Source organism: Nocardia anocheti (assembly GCF_029675105.1).
Lineage (GTDB): Bacteria > Actinomycetota > Actinomycetes > Mycobacteriales > Mycobacteriaceae > Nocardia.
This window is the reverse complement of sequence record NZ_JAQQFV010000008.1, coordinates 64,075-89,236: the sequence shown is the minus strand read 5'-3', so window position 1 is coordinate 89,236 and position 25,162 is coordinate 64,075. Positions and strand designations below refer to the sequence as shown.

At 71.7% G+C, this 25,162-nt stretch carries 8 protein-coding genes; 6 read left to right on the top strand and 2 right to left on the bottom strand.

What is annotated here, in order from left to right; all coding sequences use genetic code 11:
- Nucleotides 1-55: 55 nt before the first annotated feature.
- From QC180_RS21485 to QC180_RS21475, 3 genes are all read left to right on the top strand, one after another.
- Entirely contained in the window at nucleotides 56-16,765 is a 16,710-nt protein-coding gene (locus tag QC180_RS21485; protein WP_278264593.1) for a non-ribosomal peptide synthetase, read from the top strand.
- Between the two features lie 171 nt (nucleotides 16,766-16,936).
- Nucleotides 16,937-17,959, top strand: coding sequence for an alpha/beta hydrolase (locus QC180_RS21480; RefSeq protein ID WP_278264859.1), 1,023 nt, complete (start codon nucleotides 16,937-16,939; stop codon nucleotides 17,957-17,959).
- A gap of 171 nt (nucleotides 17,960-18,130) precedes the next feature.
- Nucleotides 18,131-19,366 (top strand): TetR/AcrR family transcriptional regulator, encoded by a 1,236-nt coding sequence (locus QC180_RS21475; protein ID WP_278264592.1) that lies wholly within the window; start codon nucleotides 18,131-18,133, stop codon nucleotides 19,364-19,366.
- A 9-nt stretch (nucleotides 19,367-19,375) separates the two neighbouring features.
- Here QC180_RS21475 and QC180_RS21470 read toward each other — a convergent pair whose 3' ends face one another.
- Nucleotides 19,376-20,887 carry an aldehyde dehydrogenase family protein gene (locus QC180_RS21470; RefSeq protein WP_278264591.1) on the bottom strand — a complete coding sequence of 504 codons (1,512 nt, stop codon included), beginning with the start codon at nucleotides 20,885-20,887 and terminating at the stop codon, nucleotides 19,376-19,378.
- Between the two features lie 303 nt (nucleotides 20,888-21,190).
- On the opposite strand from QC180_RS21470, the gene QC180_RS21465 reads away from it, so the two are divergent.
- The 3 genes from QC180_RS21465 to QC180_RS21455 are packed head-to-tail and all read left to right on the top strand — an operon-like array spanning nucleotide 21,191 to nucleotide 23,825.
- Entirely contained in the window at nucleotides 21,191-22,195 is a 1,005-nt protein-coding gene (locus QC180_RS21465; RefSeq protein ID WP_278264590.1) for an ATP-binding cassette domain-containing protein, read from the top strand.
- On the top strand, nucleotides 22,192-23,001 hold the full coding sequence (locus tag QC180_RS21460) for an ABC transporter permease (RefSeq protein WP_278264589.1): 810 nt from the start codon (nucleotides 22,192-22,194) through the stop codon (nucleotides 22,999-23,001). The genes QC180_RS21465 and QC180_RS21460 overlap by 4 nt, the downstream gene beginning before the upstream one ends.
- A complete protein-coding gene (locus QC180_RS21455; RefSeq protein ID WP_278264588.1) occupies nucleotides 22,998-23,825 on the top strand; it encodes an ABC transporter permease in 828 nt (275 codons plus the stop codon). Before QC180_RS21460 ends, QC180_RS21455 begins: the two co-directional genes overlap by 4 nt.
- Before the next feature lie 54 nt (nucleotides 23,826-23,879).
- Here the strand turns inward: QC180_RS21455 and QC180_RS21450 are convergent, their stop codons facing one another.
- A complete protein-coding gene (locus QC180_RS21450; protein WP_278264587.1) occupies nucleotides 23,880-25,058 on the bottom strand; it encodes a lycopene cyclase family protein in 1,179 nt (392 codons plus the stop codon).
- Nucleotides 25,059-25,162 lie beyond the last annotated feature (104 nt).

The window sequence follows — 25,162 nt, the reverse complement described above, 5'->3', positions numbered from 1 at the left end:
GAAAGCGCATGACCGGGCAGCGGCTAGTCCTCACGCTCGAACGGAGGGAACTGGCGTGACCCGGGCGTCTCGGGCCTCCGGTGCCCGTGCCCGGCAGCGCGGAAAGTCGCTGCCGCAACTGCTGTCCGTCGCGGTGGAATCCAATCCGGGCGGTCTCGCGCTGAGCTGGGACGACGGCGTCTCCGCACCGGTGCGCTGGACCTACGCCGAACTCGACGAACGCGCCAACCGGCTGGCCCGGCTGCTGATCGCGCGCGGCATCGGTCCCGAGGACGTGGTCGCCGTCGGGCTGCCGCGTTCGCCCGCCTCGGTGCTGGCCATGTGGGCGATCACCAAGGCCGGTGCGGCCTTCCTGCCGGTCGACCCCAACTATCCGCGCGCCCGCGTCGAGCACATGCTGGCCGACTCCGGGGCGGTGGCCGGACTGTCGACCGGTGCCGATCTCGACCGGCTGCCCGGCGGTCTGGACTGGCTGTGCCTGGACGACCAGGCCGTGCGCGCCGCGGTCGAGGAGCAGCCGGGCGATCCGGTGACCTTCGCCGACCGGGTGCGTCCGTTGCGCCTGACCCACCCCGCCTACGTGGTGTACACCTCCGGCTCCACCGGTCTGCCCAAGGGCGTCGCGGTGACCCACGCCGGTCTGGCGGGCTACTGCGCCGAGCAGCGCGCGCACTACGGCGTCGAACCCACCTCGCGCACCCTGCATTTCGCCTCGCCCTCCTTCGACGGCGCGGTGCTCGAACTGCTGATGGCCGTGAGCGCCGCGGCCACCATGGTGATCGTGCCCGCCGGTATCCTCGGCGGCCCCGAACTGGCCGAGGTGCTGCGCCGCGACGCGGTGACGCACATGTTCATCACCACCGCCGCGCTGGCCGGGCTCGACCCGACCGGCCTGGACGATCTGGCGGTGGTCACCACCGGTGGTGAGGCGTGTCCGCCGGATCTGATCCGGCGCTGGGCCACCGGCACCCGGCGCTTCCACGACTGCTACGGCCCGACCGAGACCACCATCGTCACCAATATCAGCGCGCCGCTGATGGTCGGCGACACCATGAACTTCGGCCCGCCCCTGCGCGGGGTCACCGAATACGTGCTCGACGAGCGGCTGGTCCGGGTGCCTGACGGCATGGTCGGCGAGCTCTACATCGCGGGCAACGGTCTGGCCCGCGGCTACTACCACCAGCCCGCGCTGACCGCCGCCCGCTTCGTCACCGACCCCTTCGACGCGGCCGGTGGCCGCATGTACCGCACCGGTGACCTGGTGCGCCGCCGCCCCGATGGCGCCGTGGAGTTCGTGGGCCGCAACGACTTCCAGGTGAAGGTGCGCGGCTTCCGGATCGAGCTCGGCGAGATCGACACGGTGCTCACCGCGCACGACAGCGTCGACTTCGCGGTCACCGTCGGGCACGAACTCGACAACGGCACCACCATTCTCGCCGCCTACGTGCACGCCACCCCGGGCGCGCGCGTCGACCACGACGAACTGCTCGCGCACGCCAGGGCCGGGCTGCCCGCGCACATGGTCCCGACCGCGCTGACCGAACTCGACGTCATCCCGCTGACCCCTGTCGGCAAGCTCGACCGGGCCGCGCTGCCCGCACCGTCGCTGCGCGCCACGGAATTCCGGGCGCCCTCGGGGGCGATGGAGGAACTGGTCGCCCAGGTCTTCACCGAACTGCTGACCCCGCAACGCCCGATCGGCGCCGATGACGACTTCTTCGCCCTCGGCGGCAACTCGCTGCTGGCCACCCAGGCCGCCGCCCGGCTCGGCGCCAAGCTGTCCGGGCGGGTGCCCGCCGGTCATGTCTTCGAGAGTCCCACCGTCGCCGGGCTCGCCGTGCTGCTGGAACCACTCAAGGGGGCCGGGGGACACGAGGCCCCGACCCGTCGCGAACGGCCGGACCTGATCCCGCTCTCGCCCGCCCAGCGGCGGATGTGGTTCCTCAACCAGTTCGATCCCGCCTCCACCGCGGAGACGATCCCGTTCGCGCTGCGCCTGGCCGGACCCTTCGACGCGCGCGCCCTGCACGCGGCCCTGTCGGATCTGGTGCGCCGTCACGAATCGCTGCGCACCTGGTATCCGGCGGTCGACGGCGTGGGTCACCAGGTGATCCTGCCGATCGAGGAGGCCGTGCCCGATGTGCTGGTCGACTCGCTGACCGAGGACGAATTGCCGCTCTGGCTCAGCGAATTCGCGGCCACCGGCTTCGATGTGGCGGCCGGGGTACCGCTGCGGGTGGCGCTGGCCCAGCTCGGCCCGCACGACCACGTGCTCGCCGTCGCCCTGCACCACATCACCGCCGACGGCGCCTCCATCGCGCCGCTGCTGCGTGATCTGCTCGGCGCCTACCTCGCGCGTCGCAACCGCTCGCGGCCCAGGGAACAGCCGCTGCCGGTGCAGTACGCCGACTACACGCTCTGGCACCGGGAACTGCTCGGCGCCGAGGACGACCCCGACTCGCTGGCCGCCGCCCAGATCGCCTACTGGCGCACCGCGCTGGCCGGACTGCCGGACCGCCTCGACCTGCCCACCGACCGTCCACGGCCGCCGGTGTTCACCGGCCGCGGCGCCGAATACGCCTTCCAGATCCCCGCCGAGGTACACACCGCCCTCGCCGCCCTGGCCCAGCGCAGCGGCGCCTCGGAGTTCATGGTCGTGCACGCGGCCTTCGCCGTGCTGCTCAGTCGGGTCGCGCACGCCGACGACCTCGCCATCGGCACCCCGGTCGCCGGGCGCGGCGCCCGTGAACTCGACGATCTGATCGGCATGTTCGTCAACACCCTGGTGTTGCGCTCGCGGATCGATCAGCGCGCGAGCTTCGCCGAACTGCTGCGCGCCACCAAGCAGACCGACCTGGCCGCCTTCGCCCACGCCGACCTGCCCTTCGAGCGGTTGGTCGAACTGCTCGACCCCGTCCGCTCGCAGGCCCACCACCCGCTGTTCCAGGTGGCGCTGTTCTTCCAGAACCTCGACCTGCCGAACCTGCGCCTGCCCGGCCTGGACGCCACCCCGGTCGAATTCGGCGGCACCGTCGCGCGTTTCGACCTGCAACTGACGGTCGTGCCCGGCACCGACCCGGCCGAACCGATGGGCGCGTCGTTCACCTACGCGACCGACCTGTTCGACGCCGACACCATCGCGACGACCGCGGCCCGCTTCACCCACCTGCTCGGCGCGGTCGCCGCGGCCCCCGACACCGCCATCGCCGAGATCGGCCTGATCACCGAGCGCGAGCGCGAACTCACGCTGACGGCCTGGAACGGCACCGCCCACCCGGTGGCGCCGGAGCTGATGCTCGACGCCTACCGCCGCGCGGTGAAGGCGTATCCGGAGGCGACCGCCCTGGTCTACGAGGGCGTCGAGCTGTCCTACCGGCAGTTCGACGAGCGGGTCAACACCCTGGCCCGCGTGCTGATCGGCGCGGGCGTCGGCCCGGAAGCGCTGGTGGGCCTGGCCATCCGGCGCTCGCCGGAGCTGGTCATCGGCATGTACGCGGTGCTCACCGCCGGTGGCGCCTACGTGCCGCTGGACCCCGACCACCCGGCCGACCGGCTCGCCTACATCCTCGACACCGCCCGCCCCGCCGCGGTGCTGAGCACCCGCGCCGACGCCATCGCGGTGCCCGCCGACATCGACCTGCTGCTGCTCGACGAACTCGACACCCGCGCGGTGCCGGTCGACGCCGTGCGCCCGGAGGAACTGCGCGCCCCGCTGCGCCCCGAGCACCCGGCCTACGTCATCTTCACCTCCGGCTCGACCGGCAAGCCCAAGGGCGTGGCCGTCACCCATGCCGCCATCCACAACCAGCTGGTGTGGATGCTGGCGAAATACCCGCTGGTCCTGGGTGACGTGTACCTGCAGAAGACCGCCACCACCTTCGACGTGTCGCTGTGGGGCTACTTCATGCCGCTACGCGTGGGCGCCACGCTGGTGCTGGCCACCCCGGACGGGCATCGCGACCCGGCCTACCTGATCGACCTGATCGGGCGCCACCACGTGACCGTCACCGACTTCGTGCCCTCGATGCTTACGGTGTTCGCCGCGGAGGCGACCCCGGGCAGCCTCGGTTCGCTGCGCGAGGTGTTCGTGATCGGTGAGGCGCTGCCGCCGGAGACCGTCGACGCCATGGCCGAGGTCAGCTCGGCGCGGCTGCACAATCTCTACGGCCCCACCGAGGCCGCCGTCTCGGTGACCTACTGGCCCGCCCGCGCGGGTCAGCGCTCGGTGCCGATCGGCCTGCCGCAGTGGAACACTCGCGTCTACGTGCTCGACTCGCGCCTGCGCCCGGTGCCGCCGGGGATCGCGGGAGAGCTCTATCTGGCGGGCGATCAGCTCGCGCGCGGGTACGTCGCGCGGCCGGGACTCACCGCCGACCGGTTCGTCGCCGACCCGTTCGGCACCGGCGAGCGCCTCTACCGCACCGGCGATCTGGTGGTCTGGCGCGAGCCGACGGCCACCGCGCCGCACCGCCTCGACTACCTGGGTCGCATCGACTTCCAGGTGAAGTTCCGTGGCCAGCGCATCGAGCTCGGGGAGATCGAAACCGCGCTGCTGGCCCACGAATCCGTCAACCAGGCGGTGGCCGTGGTCGCCGCGACCGAACTGGGTGACCAGCTCGTCGCCTATGTGGTGCCCACCCCCGGCCACGCCGCCGACGCCGACCGGTTGCAGGCGGTGGTCGCGAAAACCCTGCCCGCCTATATGGTTCCGGCCTCGGTCACCGTGCTCGACGCGCTGCCGCTCAATGCCAGCGGCAAGCTCGACCGGAAAGCGTTGCCCGCGCCGCACTTCCGCACTCGGGTCTTCCGGGCGCCATCGACGGCGGCGGAGCGGCTGGTCGCCGAACAGTTCGGCGCGGTCCTGGGCCGCACCGACATCGGCGTCGACGACGACTTCTTCGCCCTCGGCGGCAACTCGCTGATCGCCACCAAACTCATCGCCCGGCTCGGCGCCGCCACCGGCGCGCGCGTCGCGGTGCGTACCCTGTTCGAGAACCCGACCGTGGCCGCGCTGGCCGCCGTCCTCGACGTCGATGCCGAGCCCGCCGTCGCCAGCGGGCTGGGCACCCTGGACCGGCCCGCCGAGCTGCCGCTCTCGCCCGCCCAGCGGCGCATGTGGTTCCTCAACCGCTTCGACCAGGGCATGGGCGGTGACGGGGCCGCCGCCTACAACCTGCCCTTCGCGCTGCGCCTGACCGGCCGTCTCGATGTGGACGCTCTCGGTGCCGCCCTGCGCGACGTGCTGGCCCGGCACGAGGTGCTGCGCACCGTCTACCCCGAGACCGAGCACGGTCCGATCCAGCGGGTGCTGCCCGTCGAGGCCGTCGACCTCGACGTCACCCCGCGCCGCGGCGATGTCGCAGAGTTGATCGAACAGGTGGGCGCGCTCGCGGCCACCGCCTTCGATGTCACCACCGAGGTCCCGCTGCGGGTGCGGCTGCTCGACATCACCGAGCCCGAGCCCGACGCGGCCACCGAGTACGTGCTGGCCGTGGTCGTGCATCACATCGCCGCCGACGCGTCCTCCATGCCGCCGCTGGTGCGCGATGTGACCACCGCCTACCTCGCCCGCGCCGCCGGGCGCGCCCCCGAGTGGGCCGAGCTACCGGTGCAATACGCCGACTACGCGCTGTGGCAGCTCGACCGCCTCGGCACCGAGGACGACACCGATTCCGTGGCCGCCCAGCAGATCTCGTTCTGGCGCGCGGAACTGTCCGGGCTGCCCGACCTGCTCGAACTCCCGGCCGACCGGCCCCGCCCCGCCGTCGCCTCGCTGGCGGGCGCGCGGGTGCCGGTGCGCGTCGACGCCGACACCCACGCCGGGCTCGCCCGGATCGCCCGCGACAGCGGCGCCACCGTGTTCATGGTGCTGCACACCGCCTTCGCCGTGCTGCTGGCCCGCCTCGCCGGTACCACCGAGGTCGCCGTGGGCACCCCGGTGGCCGGACGTGGCGAGCGGGAACTCGACGACCTGATCGGCATGTTCGTCAACACGGTCGTCCTGCGCACGAGCTACGACGGTGCCGCCACCTTCACCGACCTCCTCAACGCCCAGCGCGCCCGCGATCTGGCCGCGTTCGCCGCGGCCGATGTGCCGTTCGAGCGGCTGGTCGAGGTGCTCGACCCGCCGCGCTCGACGGCGCGGCACCCGCTGTTCCAGGTGGGTCTGTCGTTCCAGAACGTCGACCGGGCCGCGCTGGAACTGCCCGGGCTGCGGATCGCGCCGGTCGCGGCGGAGCTGGCGGTCTCACAGTTCGACCTGCACCTGATCGTCGGTGACGGCTACACCGCCGACGGCACCCCGACCGGGATCGAGGGCTTCTTCACCTACGCCACCGAACTGTTCGACGCCGCGACCGTCACGGCCTTCGCCGAGCGGCTCACGCTGCTGCTCGCGGCCGTCGTGCGTGAACCCTCGGTGGTCGTCGGTGCGGTGGAATTGCGGACGGCCGCCGAGATCGCCGGTGAAATCGTCAGCGGGGCAGCCGATCTCGCGGTCCCCGGCGGGACGCTGGCCGACCTGCCGTCGCACGCCGACCCCACCGCCACCGCGCTGGTCGCCGATCTGCCGGACGGCCGAATCGAACTCACCTACGCCGAGTTCGACGCACGGGTCAACCGGCTCGCCCGCCACCTCATCTCCCTCGGCGTCGGACCCGAGTCGCTGGTGGCCCTGGCGCTGCCGCGCTCGATCGAACTGGTCGTAGCCATGTACGCGGTGGTCCGGGCCGGTGGCGCGTATGTGCCCATCGATCCCGACCAGCCCGCCGACCGCACGGACTACATTCTCGGCACCGCGGCACCGATCTGTGTGCTCACCAATGGTTTCCGCACCGACGCCGCGCCGGTGGTGCACGTGGATCATCCGGTCATCGCCTCCCAGGACCCCGGGCCCGTCACCGATGCCGACCGGCGTGCGCCGCTGCGGCCGGAGAACACCGCCTACGTCCTGTTCACCTCCGGCTCGACCGGTCGGCCCAAGGGTGTCGCCGTGCCGCACGGCGCGGTGATCAACCAGTTGCACTGGCTGCGCGGCGAATTCGGCACCGACGCCTCCGATGTGTTCCTGCTCAAGACGCCCGCCACCTTCGACCTGTCGGTGTGGGAGTTCTGGTCGGCCGCGGTCTGCGGCGGCACGCTGGTGCTGGCCGCGCCGGACGGGCACCGCGACCCCGGATATCTCGACGCGCTCATCGCCGAGACCGGTGTCACCACGCTGACCGCCGTCCCGTCGCTGCTGGACGCGCTCGCCGGGTATTGGGAGGCGAGCCCGCGCCCGCTGGCCCGCATCCTCGCCATCGGTGAGACGCTGCCCGCCGCACTGGCCCAGCGACTGCTGAATGCCCTGCCCGACACCAGGATCGACAACCTCTACGGCCCGACCGAGGCCGCCGTCTCGATCACCGACCACCGGGTGAGCGCGGCCGATGTGCTCACCGTGCCCATCGGGACGCCGGAGTGGAACAGCCGCGTCTACGTCCTCGACGAGCGCCTGCTCCCGGTGCCGCCCGGGGTCAGGGGCGAGCTGTATCTCGCTGGCGTGCAACTGGCGCGCGGCTACCTGCGCAAGGCCGCGCTGACGGCGGAGCGTTTCCTCGCCGACCCGTTCGAGCCGGGCGCGCGCATGTACCGCACCGGTGACCTGGTGGCCAGGACGGTCGGCGGCGAGCTGATCTACTTCGGCCGCACCGACTTCCAGGTGAAGGTCCGCGGTTTCCGGGTGGAGCCGGGGGAGATCGAGGCCGCGCTGCTGACGCTGCCCGGTGTCAGCCAGGCCGCCGTGCTCGCCCGCACCGACGCCCACTTCGGTGACCGACTGGTCGCCTACGTGGTCGGCGAGGGAACAGATGTGGCGCAGGTGAAGTCGGGGCTGCGCGACAAGCTGCCCACCTACCTGGTGCCCGACGCCTTCGTGGCGCTCGACGCGCTCCCGCTGACGGCCAACGGCAAACTCGACCGGAATGCCCTGCCCGCACCGGTTTTCGAGATGGCCGCCTTCCGTGCGCCCGCCACCCCGACTGAACAGTTGATCGCCGGTGTGTACGGCGAGATCCTCGAACTCGACACCATCGGCGCCGACGACGACTTCTTCGCCCTCGGCGGCAACTCCCTGCTCGCCACCCGCGCCGCCGCCCGCATCGGCACCGCGCTCGACCGCGCGGTCGGCGTCCGTCTGCTCTTCGAGGCGCCGACCGTGGCCGAGTTGGCGCTGCGCGTGCACCGCGCCGACGCGCTGGCCGCGCTGCCGCCGGTCGCAGGGCCGCGTCCCGACCGGGTGCCGCTGTCGCTGGCCCAGCACCGCATGTGGCTGCTCAACCGCCTCGACCCCGAGGCCACCGTCTACAACATCCCCGCCGCCATCCGCCTCACCGGCGACCTCGACCCGGTGGCACTGAGCCTGGCCGTGGGCGATCTGTTCGCCCGGCACGAGGTGCTGCGGACGCGGTACCCCGAGGTCGGCGGGACGGCCGTCGGCTCCGGATCGCGACCGGGCACTGCGGGCGACGTGGCTCGCGGCAGCGGGCCCCTGCAGGAGGTGCTGGCGCCGGGAGCGGTGCCGATCGATCTGACGCCCGTGACGGTGACGGCCGACGAGGTGGCGGAGACGGTCCGGCGCATCGTCGGCATCGGGTTCGATGTCACCGTCGCGCCGCCGGTCCGGGTGCGGTTGCTGCGGGTCGGTGGCGCGGACGAGTACGTGCTGGTCTTCGTCGCGCATCACATCGCCGCCGACGGTTTCTCCCTGGGCCCGCTGACACGCGATCTGGTGCTGGCCTACACCGCGCGGACCGCCGGAACCGAACCCGGATGGGCTCCGCTGCCGGTGCAGTACGCGGATTACGCTTTGTGGCAACGGGACTCGCTCGGCGCCGAGGACGACCCGTCCTCGATCGCGGCGCGGGAGCTGGCCTACTGGAAGACCGAGCTGGCCGGGCTGCCCGAGGAGATCGCGCTGCCCACCGATCGGCCGCGCCCGCCGGTGCAGTCCTTCGCGGGCGCCACCAGCGAGTTCACCCTCGATGCCGGGCTGCACGCGGAGATCGCGAAACTCGCGCGGGCCCAGGGCGTCACTGTATTCATGGTGGTACAGGCCGCGCTCGCGACGCTGCTGGCCCGCCTCGCCGACACCGACGACGTCGCCATCGGCACGCCGATCGCCGGACGCGGGGCCAGGGAACTCGACGAGCTGGTCGGCATGTTCGTCAACACGCTCGTGCTGCGTAGCCACGTCGACGCGGGGGAGCCGTTCACCGAGCTGCTCACCCGGACCCGCGAGACCGACCTGCGGGCCTTCGCGCACGCCGATGTGCCGTTCGAGCGCGTGGTCGACGCGGTGCAGCCCGCGCGGTCGGCGGGCCGACACCCGCTGTTCCAGGTGGCACTGTCGTTCGAGAACCTCGCGCCGGTGGCCGTCGAGCTGCCCGGACTGGCGGTGAGCGCGCTCGACGCCCGCACCGCCGAGGCCAAATTCGACCTGCTGCTCACCCTGCGCGAGCTGCCCGACCTCGGCGGCCTCCACGCCGAATTCACCTACGCGACAGACCTGTTCGACGCCTCGACCGTGCGGGACCTGGCGGTGCGCTTCCAGCGACTGCTGGGCGGGCTGGTCAGCGATCCCGATCGCGCGGTCGGTGACGTCGAGTTGCTCGAGCCCGCCGAGATCGCCCGACAGACCAGCTTCACCGGTCCGGCCGCCGAACCGCCGCGCACCCTCGCCGCGCTGCTCGACGCGGCCGTTCAGGCCAACCCGACCGGGCTGGCGCTGCGTGCGGACGGTCGCGGCTACCCCTACCGCGACCTCGACGCGGCCGCGAATCAGCTCGCGCGCGGCCTGCTCGCGCGCGGCGCCGGGCCGGAAGTCGCGGTGGCCGTGGCCATCCGGCGCTCGGCCGAAGCCGTGCTGGCGGTGTGGGCCATCGCGCGCACCGGCGCGATGATCGTGCCGATCGATCCGGGCTATCCCGCCGAGCGGATCAGTCACATGGTGGCCGACTCCGGCGCCCGCTTCGGCATCACCATCTCCGCCGAACTCGCCGAACTGCCGCCACTGGACGGTGGCATCGGCTGGGTCGCGTTGGACGAGCGCGGTTTCACCACCGAGATCGCTGGATACCCCGGGGTCGCGCTGCGCGAGATCGAGCTGCGCCGACCGGCGCACACCGCCCACGCCGCGTACATGATCTACACCTCCGGCTCGACCGGTCTGCCCAAGGGCGTCGTGGTGACCCACGCCGGTCTGGCCAATTTCCGCGCCGAGCAGAAGCAGCGCTACCAGCTCGACACCGATTCGCGCGCACTGGCTTTCGCCTCGCCGTCGTTCGACGCCTCGATGCTGGAACTGCTGCTCGCCCTCGGCGGCGCGGGCACGCTGGTGATCGCGCCCGCCGGGTCGGTGGGTGGCACCGAACTGGCCGAACTGATCCGGGCCGAGGGCGTCACCCACGCCTTCCTCACCCCGACCGTGCTGGCCACCCTCGATCCCGAGGGCGTGCCCGGCCTGCGCGCGCTGGTCGTCGGCGGCGAACACGTGCCCGCCGACCTGGCCGCCCGCTGGAACACCCTGCCGCAGCGGCACTTCCACAATGGCTACGGTCCCACCGAGACCACCATCATGACCGCCATCAGCGACCCGCTGCGCCCCGGCGAGCCGGTGCACATGGGCGGTCCGATCCGGGGCGTGCGCGCCCTGATCCTCGACTCGCGGCTGCGCCCGGTGCCCGAAGGCGTCACCGGCGAGCTGTACCTGGGCGGCATCCAGCTGGCCCGCGGGTACCACCGGCGTCCGGCCCTCACCGCCGCCCGCTTCGTCGCCGACCCGTACGCGACGGACACCGACCCCGGCGCTCGGCTCTACCGCACGGGTGACCTCGTGCGGCGGCGCGGTGACGTGGTGGAGTTCGTGGGGCGCAACGACTTCCAGGTGAAGATCCGTGGACTGCGGATCGAGCTGGGCGAGATCGACGCCGTACTGGCCGCCGCGCCGGGTGTCGCCTGGGCGACCACCATCGGCCGGGACAACGGGTCCGGGTCGACCATGCTGGTGTCCTATGTGCTGCCGGAAGACGGTGGGCACGAAGACCTTCCGGCCGAGCTGACCGCCCTGGCCGCACAGGTGCTGCCGGACTACATGGTTCCGGCGGCGATCATCGTCCTCGACGAACTGCCGCTGACGCCCGTCGGCAAGCTGGACCGTCGCGCGCTGCCCGATCCGGTGGTGGCGCGCCGCGAACACCGGGCGCCGCGCACCGCCGCCGAGCGTGCCGTCGCGCGCGTGATCGGTGACGTGCTCGGGCACGACCGGGTGGGCCTGGACGACGACTTCTTCGCCCTCGGCGGCGACAGCATCACCGCCATCCAGGTGGTCTCGCGGGCCGGGGCCGCCGGGGTGGTGCTGCGCCCGCGCGACCTGTTCGACGCGCGCACCGTCGGCGCGCTGGCCGAACGCGCCGAACTCACCGCCGAGGCGGGCGCCCTGCGGGCCGACCTGCCGCTGACCGCCACCGCCGCCCAGCTCATCGAGGCGGGGGAGCGGGCCGTCGAACCGCGCGCGGTGCTGCTCGCCGTGCCCGCCGACTGCCCCGACCAGGCCGTCGCCGACGCCGCCGCCGCGGTGATGAACCAGCACCCGATGCTGTGGGCGCTGCTCGACCGCACCGGCGACACCCCGGCGTTGCGTATCCCGCCGCAGGACGAGCGCATCGGCGGGGCCTTCCGTCGGCTCGACGCCGAGGACGGCGAATCCACGCTGCCGGTCGACGATGTGGTGGCCGCGGCCGCCGCCGCGCTCGACCCGGACGAGGGTCGCAATATCCACTTCGTGCTCACCGGGGTCGGTGACGGCCCGGCCACGCTGGTGGTCGTCGCCAACGCGCTGGTGCTGGACGAGAGTTCGTGGCGCACCGTGGTCGACCAGCTGAGCTCCGCGTGGAGCCGGGGCAGGCACGCGGCCCCGGGTGGCCCGGATGCCGGGCTCGGTGATCTGGTCCGCAGGCTGGCCGACTACCCGTCGACCGTCGCGGCGCGCGCCGAGCGCGAGTACTGGCATCGCGTGATCCGTTCGCGCGCCGACGAATCCGTGGACCTGCGGCAACGCAACCGGGTCTCGCTGACCATCACCGGCGAGGGCTCGGCCGCCGTGTCCGGGGTGGCCGACGCCTACCGCGCGACCATCGACGAGGTGCTGCTCACCGCCGCCGCGCTGGCCTTGCAGACCGCCGCCGACTCGACCGCGGCCCGAGTGCTGGGCAGTGTGGTCCGGCTGCGCGCCGACCAGCGGCGGCTGGGCCGGGCCGACGCGGAGAACGTGGTCGGCGGCTTCACCACCGACTTCCCGCTGCCGCTGCGCTTGGACGGCATCGATATCGCCGACGCGCTGGTCGGCGGACCGGCCGCGGGCACGGCCCTGGCCCAGATCAAGGAACTGCGCCGCACGGTCCCCGCCCAGGGCGCGGGCTTCGGGCTGCTGCGCCACCTCGACATCGAGGCGGCCGACAGCGTGCGCGCGCTCGATCGCGGCCGCTTCGCGGTGCGCTACCGCGATCTGCGCCCGGCCGTCGTGCACACCGATCTCGCCGTCGACGACCTGGCCCTCGTGCTCACCGTCGACGCCACCCCCGACGGCATGGTCGCCCGCTTCGACTACGCCACCTCGGTGCTCACCGCCGACGCGGTGAAGTCCTTCGCCGAACACTGGATCCGCGCGCTCGGCGGCCTCGCCGAACACGGATTGCGGCCCGGCGCGGGCGGATTCACCCCGTCGGACTTCCCGCTGGTGACGCTCGGGCAGGCCGAACTCGGCCGTCTGGTGCGGCGCTATCGGCGCCTGAGCGATGTGTGGCCGGTGACGCCGCTGCAGTCCGGGATGCTGTTCCACGCGCTGCTCGCGGAGAACTCGGTGGACCCCTACATCACCCAGTTCGTCCTCGATCTGGACCCGGCTGTGGACACCGATCGGCTGCACGAGGCGGCCCAGGCCGTGCTCGACCGGCACGACAACCTGCGCGTGGCCTTCGCCACCGACGCGGCGGGCACCCCCCTGCAGATCGTGCTCGACGACCTCACCGTGCCGTGGCGCGTGGTCGAGGCCGACGAGGATACCTACCCGCGCGTGGTGGCCGCCGACCTGGCCACCCATTTCGACATGGCCACCGCGCCGCTGCTGCGCTTCACCCTCGTGCGCACGCCCACCGGCGCGCATCTGCTGGTCACCAGCCACCACATCCTCATCGACGGCTGGTCGACCCCGTTGCTGCTGCAGGAACTGCTCACCGCCTACGCGCTGGGCGGCCGCAGCAGGCGCCTGCCCAAGGTCGCGCCCTACCGCGACTACCTGGTCTGGCTCGCCGATCAGGATCTCGAGGCCGCCCGCCATGCCTGGCGCGCCGCGCTCACCGGTCTGGCCGAGCCGACCCCGCTCGCCCCGGTGGACCAGGGTCGCGAGATCGCCACCGGCACCGGGGAGACCGGCTTCGCGCTCTCGCCCGCCGACACCACCGCCCTCGGCGCGCTGGCCGCCGACCTCGGCGTCACGGTGAACACCGTGGTGCAGGCGGCCTGGGGGCTGCTCATCGGTCGACTCGTCGACCGCGACGACGTGGTCTTCGGCGCGACCGTGTCCGGCAGGCCCGCGGTGCTCGACGGCGTGGAACGCATGGTCGGACTGTTCCTCAACGCCATCCCGGTCCGGGTGCGACTGCGGCCCGCCGACACCGTCGCCGAACTGCTGCGCACCCTCCAGGACGAGCAGGCCGCCCTGTTCGACCACCACTACCTGGGCCTGGGCGAGATCCAGGAGATCGCGGGCATCGAGGCGCTGTTCGACTCGCTGGTGGTCTTCGAGTCGTTCCCCGTCGACCGGGCCGCGCTCGCCCAGGCGGCCACCGGCTCGGCCGCGGTCACCGGCATGGACGCCACCAACGGCACCCACTACCCGCTGACCGTGCAGGTCGTGGCCGACGGGCAGCTGCGGGTCTCGGTGAAATACCTGCGCGACGTCTTCGCCGCCGACACCGCCATCGCCCTGGCCCAGCGCCTGTCGATGGTGCTGGCGAGGTTCATCGCCGAGCCGGGCGCGCGGATCGCCGAGATCGACGTGCTGCTGGCCGAGGAGCGCGCGAGGCTGGCCTCGGTCAATGCCACCGACGCGCCGGAACTGCTCGACGACGCGACGCTGCTGTCGCTGTTCGACGCGCAGGTGGCGCGTACCCCGCACGCCACGGCGCTGATCGACGGCCAGAACACCTACACCTACGCCGAATTCGACGCGCGGGCGCGGACGCTGGCGGTCGAACTCCAGGCGCGCGGGGCGTTCCCGGAGACGCTGGTCGCCGTGGCCATGCGGCGCGGAATCGACCTGGTGACCGCGATCTACGCGGTACTGCGGACCGGCGCGGCCTACGTTCCGGTGGACCCGGATCACCCCGCCGAGCGCACCGAACGCGTGCTGGCCTCGGCCCGGCCGGTCTGTGTGCTCACCACCTCCGGCACCGGATTCACCACCGGCGCACAGGTTCCCGTGATCGCGGTCGACACGCTCGGCACCGAATCGGTGGCCGGAGAGTTCGCGGCCGCGCGGCCGGACGATCTCGCCTACGTCATCCACACCTCCGGGTCGACCGGGCGGCCCAAGGGTGTCATGCTCACCCATCGTCAGCTGGTCAACCAGTTCCGCTGGGCCCAGCGCGCGTACCCGCACGGGCCGGGTGATGTGGTGCTGCACAAGACGCCGGTCACCTTCGACATCTCCACCTGGGAACTGCTGTGGCCGTTGCAGACCGGCGCCACCGTGGTGATCGCGGAACCGGACGGACATCGCGATCCGTCGTACCTCGCGCGGGTGATCGCCGAACGGGCCGTCACCACGGTGCATTTCGTGCCCTCGATGCTGGACGCGTTCCTGGCCGACGGTGACATCGACGAACTGCCGTCGCTGCGCAGGGTGTTCGCCGCCGGTGAAGCGCTGTCGGTGTCGACCGCGCTCCGGTTCGGTCAGGTGCTGCCGGGAGTCGACCTGCTCAACTGGTACGGGCCCGCCGAGGCCACCGTGGTCACCGCCGCCGACGCGGGACGGGTCGCGGGGGTGAGTGTGCCGATCGGCGCGCCGGTCGCCAACATGCGCGTCCACGTGCTCGACCGGCAGCTGCGCCCGGTGCCCCCGGGCACGGCCGGTGAGCTGTACCTGGAAGGTGTGCAACTGGCGCGCGGGTACCTCGCCGCGCCCGCGCTGACGGCCGAACGGTTCGTCGCCTCGCCGGGTGGCGGACGGCTCTACCGCACCGGCGACATGGTCCGCTGGGCCGGTGGCGAGCTGGAGTACCTGGGCCGCAGCGACTTCCAGGTGAAGCTGCGCGGTCAGCGCATCGAACTCGGCGAGGTCGAAGCCGTGCTGCGCGACCATCCCGCCGTGCGCCACGCGGCCGTCGCCCTGGTGCACGGGCCGACCGGGGACCGCCTGGTCGGCTACGTCGTTCCCGTGCCGCCCGAGCCCGCACCGGCCACCGCGCCGGTGGGCTACTCCATCGACCCCGCCGCCACGATCGACGAGGCGGCGGTGCTCACGCACGCCAGGGCCGCCCTGCCCGCCTACATGGTGCCCGCCACCCTGCAGGTGCTGAAGTCGTTGCCGCTCAACGCCAGCGGCAAGCTCGACCGCAAGGCGCTGCCCGTGCCCGCCTTCACCACCCGGCCCTACCGACCCCCGACGACCCCGCTGCAACGCGCCGTCGCCGAGGTCTACGCCGAGGTGCTCGGCGCGGGCAAGGTCGGCCTCGACGACGACTTCTTCGAACTCGGCGGCAACTCGCTGATCGCCACCAAGGCCATCAGCAGGCTGCGCACCCGCGTCGGCGCCGAAGTGCGGGTGCAGTGGTTCTTCACCGACGCCACCGTGGCCGCGCTGGCGGACCGGATCGACGCCACCCAGGCGGGCAGCGGCGACTACGACCAGGAATCCGACGACGCCCTCGGCGTTCTGCTACCCATCCGCAACCGGGTGCCGCACGGCACCGAGGCGGGTGGACCGCTGTTCTGCGTGCACCCGATGTACGGCCTGTCCTGGTGCTATGCCGGACTCGCCCAGTACATTCCGGCCCGGCGCCCGATCTTCGGCCTGCAGTCACCGGCGCTGAGCGAGGCGGGCTACCTGCCCGGCACGCTGGCGGATATGGCCCGCCGCTACGTCGCCGAGATCCGCGCCGAACAGCCGCACGGGCCCTACCGGCTCATGGGCTGGTCGCTGGGCGGAGTGCTCGCGCACGCCGTGGCCACCGAACTGCAGGCGTCGGGGGAACGGGTCTCGCTGCTGGCCATGCTCGACTCGCACCCCGACATCGACGTGCCCGACTTCCACACCGCGGTCCGCGCCGCGCTCGCCGAACTCGGCGTGGACATCGGCGCGGCGCTGCCCGCTTCGGGCGTGCGCGAACTCAGCGAGGACGGACTGGCCGCCCTGCACGCGATCATCCCGGCCAATATGGCCGTGCTGACCCCGGAACGGGTGCGTCGGATCTATCGCAGCGCGGTGCGTTCGGCGGAACTGATCGCCGAACACCGGCCCTCGGTGTTCCGGGGCAGGCTCGAGTACTTCAGCGCGCTGGGTCATGAGGCGGCCGCCGGGAATTGGGCTCCGTATGTCGACGGCGAGATCCGCGATCGGCCGGTCGCGGTGGTGCATGATCAGATGACCTCGCCCCAGGCGCTGGCCGAGATCGGCCCTCGCCTGGCCGAGCTGCTCGACGCCGGTGACCGGGAGTCCGGGGCCCGGTGACAGCACTGTGGCACGTGAGGCATGATGTGACCGCACTGTTGTAGTGGTTACTACTGTTGTATCGAATGCATAACCCGTATCTTGGGCACGCAGCAAACGAATTCGAGACGAAGCGAAGGTGCGAAATTGATGCGTCGGCAGACCCGGCGTCGTGGCTCCCGCGCCGCGGCGATGATCGCGGCAACGGCAGTGATGGCCGGACTGATGTCCGGCCTCGGCGTGAGTCCCGCCTCGGCTGACCCGATCATCGATTCCCAGAGCCTGCTGGCCAACCCGGTCGCCCCGGACGGCTCCAAGATCGTCAAGGCCGAGGTGAAGGACTCGCGCAGCCTGCGGCTGCACGTGTACTCGGCGGCCATGGACCAGAACATCATCGTCGACGTGCAGCGCCCGGCCGACGCGTCGGAGCCGCGCCCCACCCTGTACCTGCTCAACGGCGCGGGCGGTGGCGAGGACTCGGCGTCCTGGGTCGCCAAGACCGACGCGCTCGAGTTCCTCGGCGACAAGAACGTCAACGTCATCCAGCCCATCGGTGGCGCCTGGAGCTACTACACCGACTGGATCGCCGACGACCCGGTGGTCGGGCGCAACAAGTGGAAGACGTTCTTCACCGAGGAACTGCCCCCGCTGATCGACGGCGCGCTGGGCACCAACGGCGTGAACGCCATCGCGGGCCTGTCCACCTCGGGCACCACCGTGCTCGCGCTGCCCATCGCCAAGCCCGGCCTGTACAAGGCGGTCGCGGCCTACAGCGGGTGCGCGCAGACCTCCGATCCGGTCGGCTCGGAGTTCGTCAAGCTCACCGTCGAGACCTGGGGCGGCGGTGACACCATGAACATGTGGGGCCCGCAGGGCTCGGAGGAGTGGGTGAAGAACGACCCGTACGTCAACGCCGAGGGGCTGCGCGGGCTCGATCTCTACATCTCCACCGGCAACGGCCTGCCCGGCCCGTACGACACCCTCGACGGTCCGTACGCGCTGCCCGGTGCCTACGGGCTGGCCAACCAGATCGTCATCGGTGGCGTCATCGAGGCGGGCACCAACTACTGCACGCACAACCTGGCCAACCGGCTGAACGAGCTCGGCATCCCGGCGACCTTCAACTTCCGTCCCAACGGCACCCACTCATGGGGCTACTGGAAGGACGAGCTGAAGCTGTCGTGGCCGACCCTGGCTCGCGGCCTGGGCCTGTAGCTCACACGCTCGACGAACCGCCCCGCCATACCGGCGGGGCGGTTTTCGTTTGGCCGACCCGCCTCTCGGCGTTCGCGAATTGTGGTTAACTTAGGTTGACTGGTCCGGCGCTGCCCCGCCGCAGCGCCCGAGTAGTCGATGACCCCGGTACGCGGAACGGAAAGTGAGTGCATGGTCGCCGATCGCAGTGAGGCCGAACGCGCCTGCGAGCCGACCACCGCACCGGCGCGGGTCGTGCGTCGCAGGCCCAAGGACCGCAAGATGCAGATCATGCGCGCCGCCGCGCGCGCCTTCAGCGCCCGCGGGTACTACCCGGTCGGGGTGGACGAGATCGCCGCCGAGGTCGGCATCTCCGGACCCGCCCTCTACCGCCACTTCGCCAACAAGTACGCCCTGCTCGTGGCCGCCGCCGAGGCGGGCGCGCGTGGCCTGCGCGACGGCGCGGCCGCCGCCGACGACCCCGCACTGGCGCCCGAGGCCCGGCTCGACGCGCTGCTCACCGCCGTCGCCGAGCAGAACATCGACTTCCGGCGCGAGGCCGGGCTCTACCGCTGGGAACGCCGCTACCTCGAGCGCGAGGACCGGGTGCGCATCCGCGCCTTCTACCGGGAACTGGAGGCGATGGTCGCCGCGCCGATCGCCGAACTGCGACCGGAGGCGAGCCCCGAGGACGTCACGCTGCTGGCCGTCGGCGCGTTGAGCGCGCTGGCCAGCATCGCCGCGCACCGCACCACCCTGTCCAACGCGCGGATCCTGGCCCTGCAACTCGATATGGCCTGGTCGATCGTGCGCGCCGAGCTGCCGCCCGCCCCCTCGGCCGCCGAACCGGACCGGCAGAACCGCGGCCTGCCGGTGACCTCGAAACGTGAACAGCTGCTCACCGAGGCGATCCGGATCTTCGGCCGCAACGGCTACCACGAGTCCGGGATCGAGGAGATCGGCGCGGCCGTCGGCATCAACGCCTCCAGCGTCTACCGGCACTTCGACAGCAAGGCCGACCTGCTCGCCGCCGCCTTCCACCGCACCGGCGACCGCCTCGCCGTCGCCATCGGCGAGGCGCTGGCCGAGTCCGAGAGCCGCGCCGACGCCGCCCGCCGCATCGCCGACCGCTACGCCCGGCTCACCTTCGCGACCCCGGAGATCATGCCGGTCTACTACGCGGAGTTCAGCAACCTGCCGCAGGCCGAACAGCACCGGCTGCGCGCCATCCAGCGCCAGAACGTCCTGGAATGGGCCAACCTGCTCGACGGCGACCCGATCGAGGCGCGCTTCCGCGTCCACGCGGCGATCGGGCAGATCATCGATGTCGGCAGACTGCTGCGCTTCGATTCGCGGCCCGAGCAGCTGGCTCGGCTGGCCGCGCTGACCGGCGCAGTCCTGATCGGCAACCCCACCGATCAGGACTGAGCCGGGGTCTCAGCGGCCGTGGCGTAACCGGAAGAACGCCTTGGCGGTGCGCAGGTGGCGCGGGTGGCGGTCGAAGGTGGACAGCCGCACGGGCGCGCGGTAGCGCCTGCGGGCGATGGCCATGGTGCGGCTGTACTCGTAGAGGCCCTGCTGGCCGTGGCTGTGGCCCTGGCCGTATTCACCGACCCCGCCGAAGGGCAGTGCCGGAATGCCGGTGAAGGCGGTGGACGAATTCACCGTCACCACGCCGACTTTCAGCTGTTCGGCGATGAATTCGGCGCTGGCGATATCGAGGGTGAACACCGTGACGGCGATGCCGTTGCCCGCCGCGTTCACCCGGGTGACGGCGTCGGCCAGGTCGGCCACCCGGTTGACCACCAGCACCGGGCCGATGCCCTCGCCGGTGATGGCGATGCTCTCCTCGGGCACCTCGGCCAGCACGATCGGCTCCACATACGGGTCGCGGAAGGACTCGGGACCGCCGAGTACCGCGTGCCCGCCACGGGCGATGGCGTCGCGGACCTGGCGGCGCACCACGTCGACCTGGGCGGCGTTGATCATGGGCCCGTAGGCGGCGCGATGGTCGGCGCCGGGCCGCAACCGGGCCGCGCGCTCGGCCACCCTGGCCAGGAAATCGTCGAACACCGAGTCGGCGACATAACAGCGCTGGATGCCGGTGGCGTTCTGGCCCGCGTTGGCCATCGCGCCGAACACCGCGGCCTCGGCCGCCGCGTCGAGCACCGCGTCGACGTGCACGATCATGCTGCCCTTGCCGCTGTGCTCGACGACCACCGGCGTGAGCGTGCGCGCGCACTGGGCGATCACCTCGCGCCCGCCCGCCTCGGGACCGGCGTAGGCGATCTTGTCGACCTCGGCCCGGCACAGCGTGGTCGAGGTGCGCTCGTCACCGGTGACGACCTGTAGGACGGGATGGTCGGGGGCGATGTCGGTCCAGCTCTGGGCCAGCCAGACGCCGACGCCGGTGGTGAGCTCGTGCGGCTTGAACACCACGGTGTTGCCCGCGGCCATGGCGTAGGCGATGGCACCCATCGGCGTGAAGACCGGGTTGTTCCAGGCGCCGAGTACCCCGACCACACCCAGCGGGAGATAGCCGACCGAGGCGTGCTGGTTGCGGGTGAACCAGCCCGAGGGCAGTCGCTTGCGGCCCAGCGTGCGCTCGGCGTTGCGGGCGGCCCAGTCCAGGTTCTCCACCGCCAGCATCACCTCGAGTGCCGCGTCGGCCTCGGGCTTGCCGGTCTCGCTGCGCAGGACCTCGACCAGGGCGTTGGCATTGCGGGCGATGTGACGGCGCCACTTCAGCAGCAGGCGCCTGCGGTCACCGAAACCCAGTTCGGCCCACCAGTTCTGGGTGGCCCTGGCGGTGCGGACCGCGCGGGTGACCTCGGCGGCGCTGGTGACGGGATACTGCGTGAGTTGTTCGCCGGTGCGTGGGTCGAACGACGTCAGCACGTCGGTTCGGCCCGCGGGCGCGGTGGCGCCCGCCGGTGCTGACTCGATCATTGTCACCTCTCACGGCGGATCGAACACGCCCGTCGGAACGGGCCGGTGAGACGAGTGTTTCCCCGAAAGTCAGCGTATGGCCGCCCGGGCGGCCCGACAAGGTCGTCGCACTGCCCTTGCACTGCCCTCGTGAGCAAGACCACACAGGTGTGGAAAACGGACGAGTCAGACCGAGACGCGACCAGCGGATGCGCCGGACCGGTAACATCGCGCCGAACGGTATGGATCACCTACCGAGACGAAAAATTCCGTGTGCGCGCCTCCCAGCGGGTCGCGCGCGCCCGGACCGATGGTGGAGAGTTGATGCCGAGTTCGAACTCAGTGGATGCGCCCGCAGGTGGCCTCGCGCAGCGGCGCGACGAGCCCGCGGTGCTGGTATCCGACGTGCGCAAGTCCTTCGGCGACGTGCACGCCCTGCAAGGCATCAGTTTCCAGGCCGAACGCGCCAGCGTGCTCGGCATCCTCGGACCCAACGGCGCGGGCAAGACCACCACGGTCAAGATCCTGTCCACCCTGCTCAGCCCCGACTCCGGCACCGCCGTGGTCGCCGGGCACGACGTGCGCACCGACGCCGCCGGGGTGCGCCGCGCGATCATGATGACCGGCCAGTACGCCGCCCTCGACGAGAACCTCACCGGCCGGGAGAACCTCGAGCTGTTCGGCCGCCTGATGGGTCTGACCAAGTCGGCCGCCCGCAAGCGCGCCGAGGTGCTGCTCGAGGAATTCGACCTGGTCAGCGCGGGTAAGCGCGCGGTGCGCAACTACTCCGGCGGTATGCGCCGACGCGTCGACATCGCCTGCGGTCTGGTGGTACGGCCGGAGGTGGTGTTCCTCGACGAGCCGACCACCGGCCTCGACCCGCGCAGCCGCCAGGGCGTGTGGGACCTGGTCACGGCGCTGAAGAACCAGGGCATCACGGTGCTGCTCACCACGCAGTACCTCGAAGAGGCCGACGTGCTCAGCGACAACATCATCGTCATCGACAAGGGCACCGTCATCGCGGAGGGCACCGCCGACCAGCTCAAGGCCAAGACCGGCGGCAGCTTCTGCGAGATCGTCCCGCTGGACCCGAGCAAGCTGGCCGCGACCGTGCAGGCGCTGGGCGATCTGGTCCCGGCCGCCGTGGCCGCCGAGATCAGCGGCGCCGACAAGCTCTCGGTGCCCGCCCCCGACGGTGCCGCCACCCTGGCCGAGGCGCTGCGCAGACTCGACGCCGCTGGCATCGACCTGGCCGACATCGCGCTGCGCAGGCCCTCGCTCGACGACGTGTTCCTCTCGATCACCGGCCACTCGGGCGGGCATCAGTGAGTGCCCCCGCCGTCACGGCGAACACGCTGTTCGCCGATCTCCCCGAGGCGCGTCCGAGCAGCTTCGCGCAGTGGCGCGCGCTGACCGGGCGCATCGTGCGCACCATGGTCACCAAGGGCGAGCTGATCGTCGCGGTGCTGTTCCCGCTGGTCATCACGGTCGCGTTCTACCTGCCGCTGCGCTATGTCATGAAGGTGCAGGGCATCGATTACGCGCAGTACGTGATGCCGATCATCGTGCTGCAGACCATGGCCATGACCATGATGTCGAACGCCCAGCTGGCCGCGTTCGAGGCGCTCACCGGCCTGAGCACCCGGTTGCAGACCATGCCGATCGGGTCGCTGGTGCCGCTGCTCTCGCGGATCAGCGCGGGCATCGTGCGCTCGGTGGTCTCGCTGATCGCCACCGTCGGCTACGGCTATCTGATCGGCTTCCGGTTCACCGGCGGCTGGGTGCAGGCGCTGGCCTTCGTCGGGTTCGCCCTGGCGGTCGGCGTGGTGCTCACGCTGGGCGCCGACGCGCTGGGCAGCCTCACCAAGAACCCCGAGGCACTGAGCCAGGCGCTCACCCTGCCCATCCTGATCTTCGGCATGCTCTCCACCGGTTTCGTGCCCGAGCAGGCGTTCCCCACCTGGGCGCGGGCCTTCGCGCGCAACCAGCCGATCTCGCAGGCCGCGCAGACCCTCAGCGACATGGCCGCCGGTGATCTGAGCTGGGCGGGCACCTGGGTCTCGCTGGTCTGGCTCGGCGGGCTGGCCATCTTCTTCCTCCCACTGGCTGTGTGGGCGAGTGTGAGGCGATCATGACGACAACCCTGACCGCGGCCCAGCTGCCGGAGGTGCACGCCAAGCCCGAGGGCGCGGTGTCGGTGTGGGCCACGCACAGCGTCATCCAGGCCAAGCGCCTGCTGATGGTGTGGCTGCGCGACCCGTCGACCACCATCCAGACCATCGCCTACCCGGCGGTGACCCTGCTGATGTTCCGCATCGTGCTCGGCGACTACATCACCGCCTACGGCGGCATGCCCGCCATCTACGGCCAGGCCGCGCTGCTCACGCTGGTCGCCGCCATGACCGGCGCGGTCGTCAGCGCCCTCGGCTTCAAGCGCGAGAAGGCGGCCGGATTGCTCAGCCGCTTCTACACGATGCCGCTGAACAAGGCCTCGCTGCTCACCGGCCGGTTGCTGGCCGAGGTGCTGCGCATCCTGATCACCACGATCATCGTGCTGCTGGTCGCGGTGCCGCTGGGCTTCCTGTTCATGGAGTCGCCGCTGACGAACATCGCGCTGGTCAGCGTGCCAGTGCTGTTCGGGCTCGGCTTCGCGGTGATGGTGACGGCGCTGGCCACCATCACCGAGGGCGTGATGCTGGTGAGCCTGATCGGCATCGTCAACACGCTGCTGATGTTCTTCAACACCGGTTTCGTGCCGATCATCGCCTACCCGACCTGGCTGCAGACCATCGTCGCCAACCAGCCGATGAGCTGCGCGATCGACGCCATGATCGGCCTGTCCTACGGCGGCCCGGTGACCGAGCCGCTGCTCAAGACGCTGGCCTGGACGGTCGGCATGATCGCGGTGTTCGCCTACCCGGCCATCGCGGGATACAAGAAAGCCGCGCAGACGGCATAGTCTCGGCACCATCAGCCGCGCCCCGGAGTCCTCGTGACTGCGGGCGTCGCTGTTTCAGCCGGTGTGCGCCTCGGCGGGCGCGAACGGGTAGTCGACCCAGCGATCGCGATTGGTCCAGCCGACCAGGTCGTAGCGCCAGCGGAACGGCCAGGTGTGCGCGACGGTGTTGAACAGCACCGCGCCGAGGGCGGTGTAGTCGTCGTGGGCCGAGAGCAGCGCGCGCTGGCCGCGTTCGGACTCGGTGAAGAACGCCTCGAACATGGCGATCGACTGGGCGGTGGTGAGTCGGCCCAGGCCGAACAGGCCGCGCATCCGCATCCAGTAGACCGCCCGCGCCTGCCAGGGCCACAGCGCCTCGACGGGGTCCGCGCCGCGCTGGACGGCGGTGACAGCGGTGTCGATCAGGGCCAGCGAATCGGCCACGCTATAGCCGGTGCACGGGTGCATCATGCCGCCGCGCGAGCCGAACGGGACCGCCACGGCCGCGCCCTTCTTCGGCGGCGGCTGGTCGAGCGGATAGTGCGCGGCCTCGCTGGGCTCGTCCCCGCGCAGGACGATGCCGTGCGCGGCGAGCCGGGCCAGGGTGCGCTTGCGTAGTTCGTGCTGGGGCATACCGCCGCGCAGCCCCAGGCTGGTCTCCTCGAAGATCACCGTGCCGTCGCCGAGCGGTACCGCGTAGAGGAACGAGGGCGGCTCGTCCGGGCCCGCGCCGTTCTCGGGGCGCCAGTCCAGCAGCAGGCCCTCGCCGTCGGCGACCATGGGTGCGGCGGTCTCGGCGTCGACGAAGATGCCGTGCGCGGAGGCGGCGCGGCGCTTGCCCAGGGTCGGCAGGCCGCGGGTGTCGAAGACGGTGTTCGCCCCGATGACGGTCCCGTCGGCGAGTTCCACCTCGTGCTGGTCGACCCGGCGGGCGCGCTCGGCGAAGACGGTGGCGTCGTCGAGGGCCAGCGCCGCGTGCAGCCCGGCCTTGGACAGCACGCAGTACTCACGCGGAATCCGGTGCTCGGTCTTCGTCCACACCGTCGGGGTCGCGATGCGCTGCGCGATCACCGTCTCGGGCAGCCAGTCCGGCAGCTCGTCGACCCAGCAGGAGAAGGTCGGCGGGAACAGCCGTTCGGGCCGGGGGTCCACGGCCGCGACCCGCAGTCCGGCCACCGCCGCCCGATGCGCCAGCCCCCGCCCCGTCGGGCCGAGCCCGACGACGCACACATCGAATTCCCGCGTACTACTCACGTCCGCATTCAATCCGCTCCCGACGACGATGTGCAAGCACCGGTCGCCGATATCACCGGCGCGGCCCGAGATCCGGACCGGTCGCGGTGCGGCGGTCCCATCTC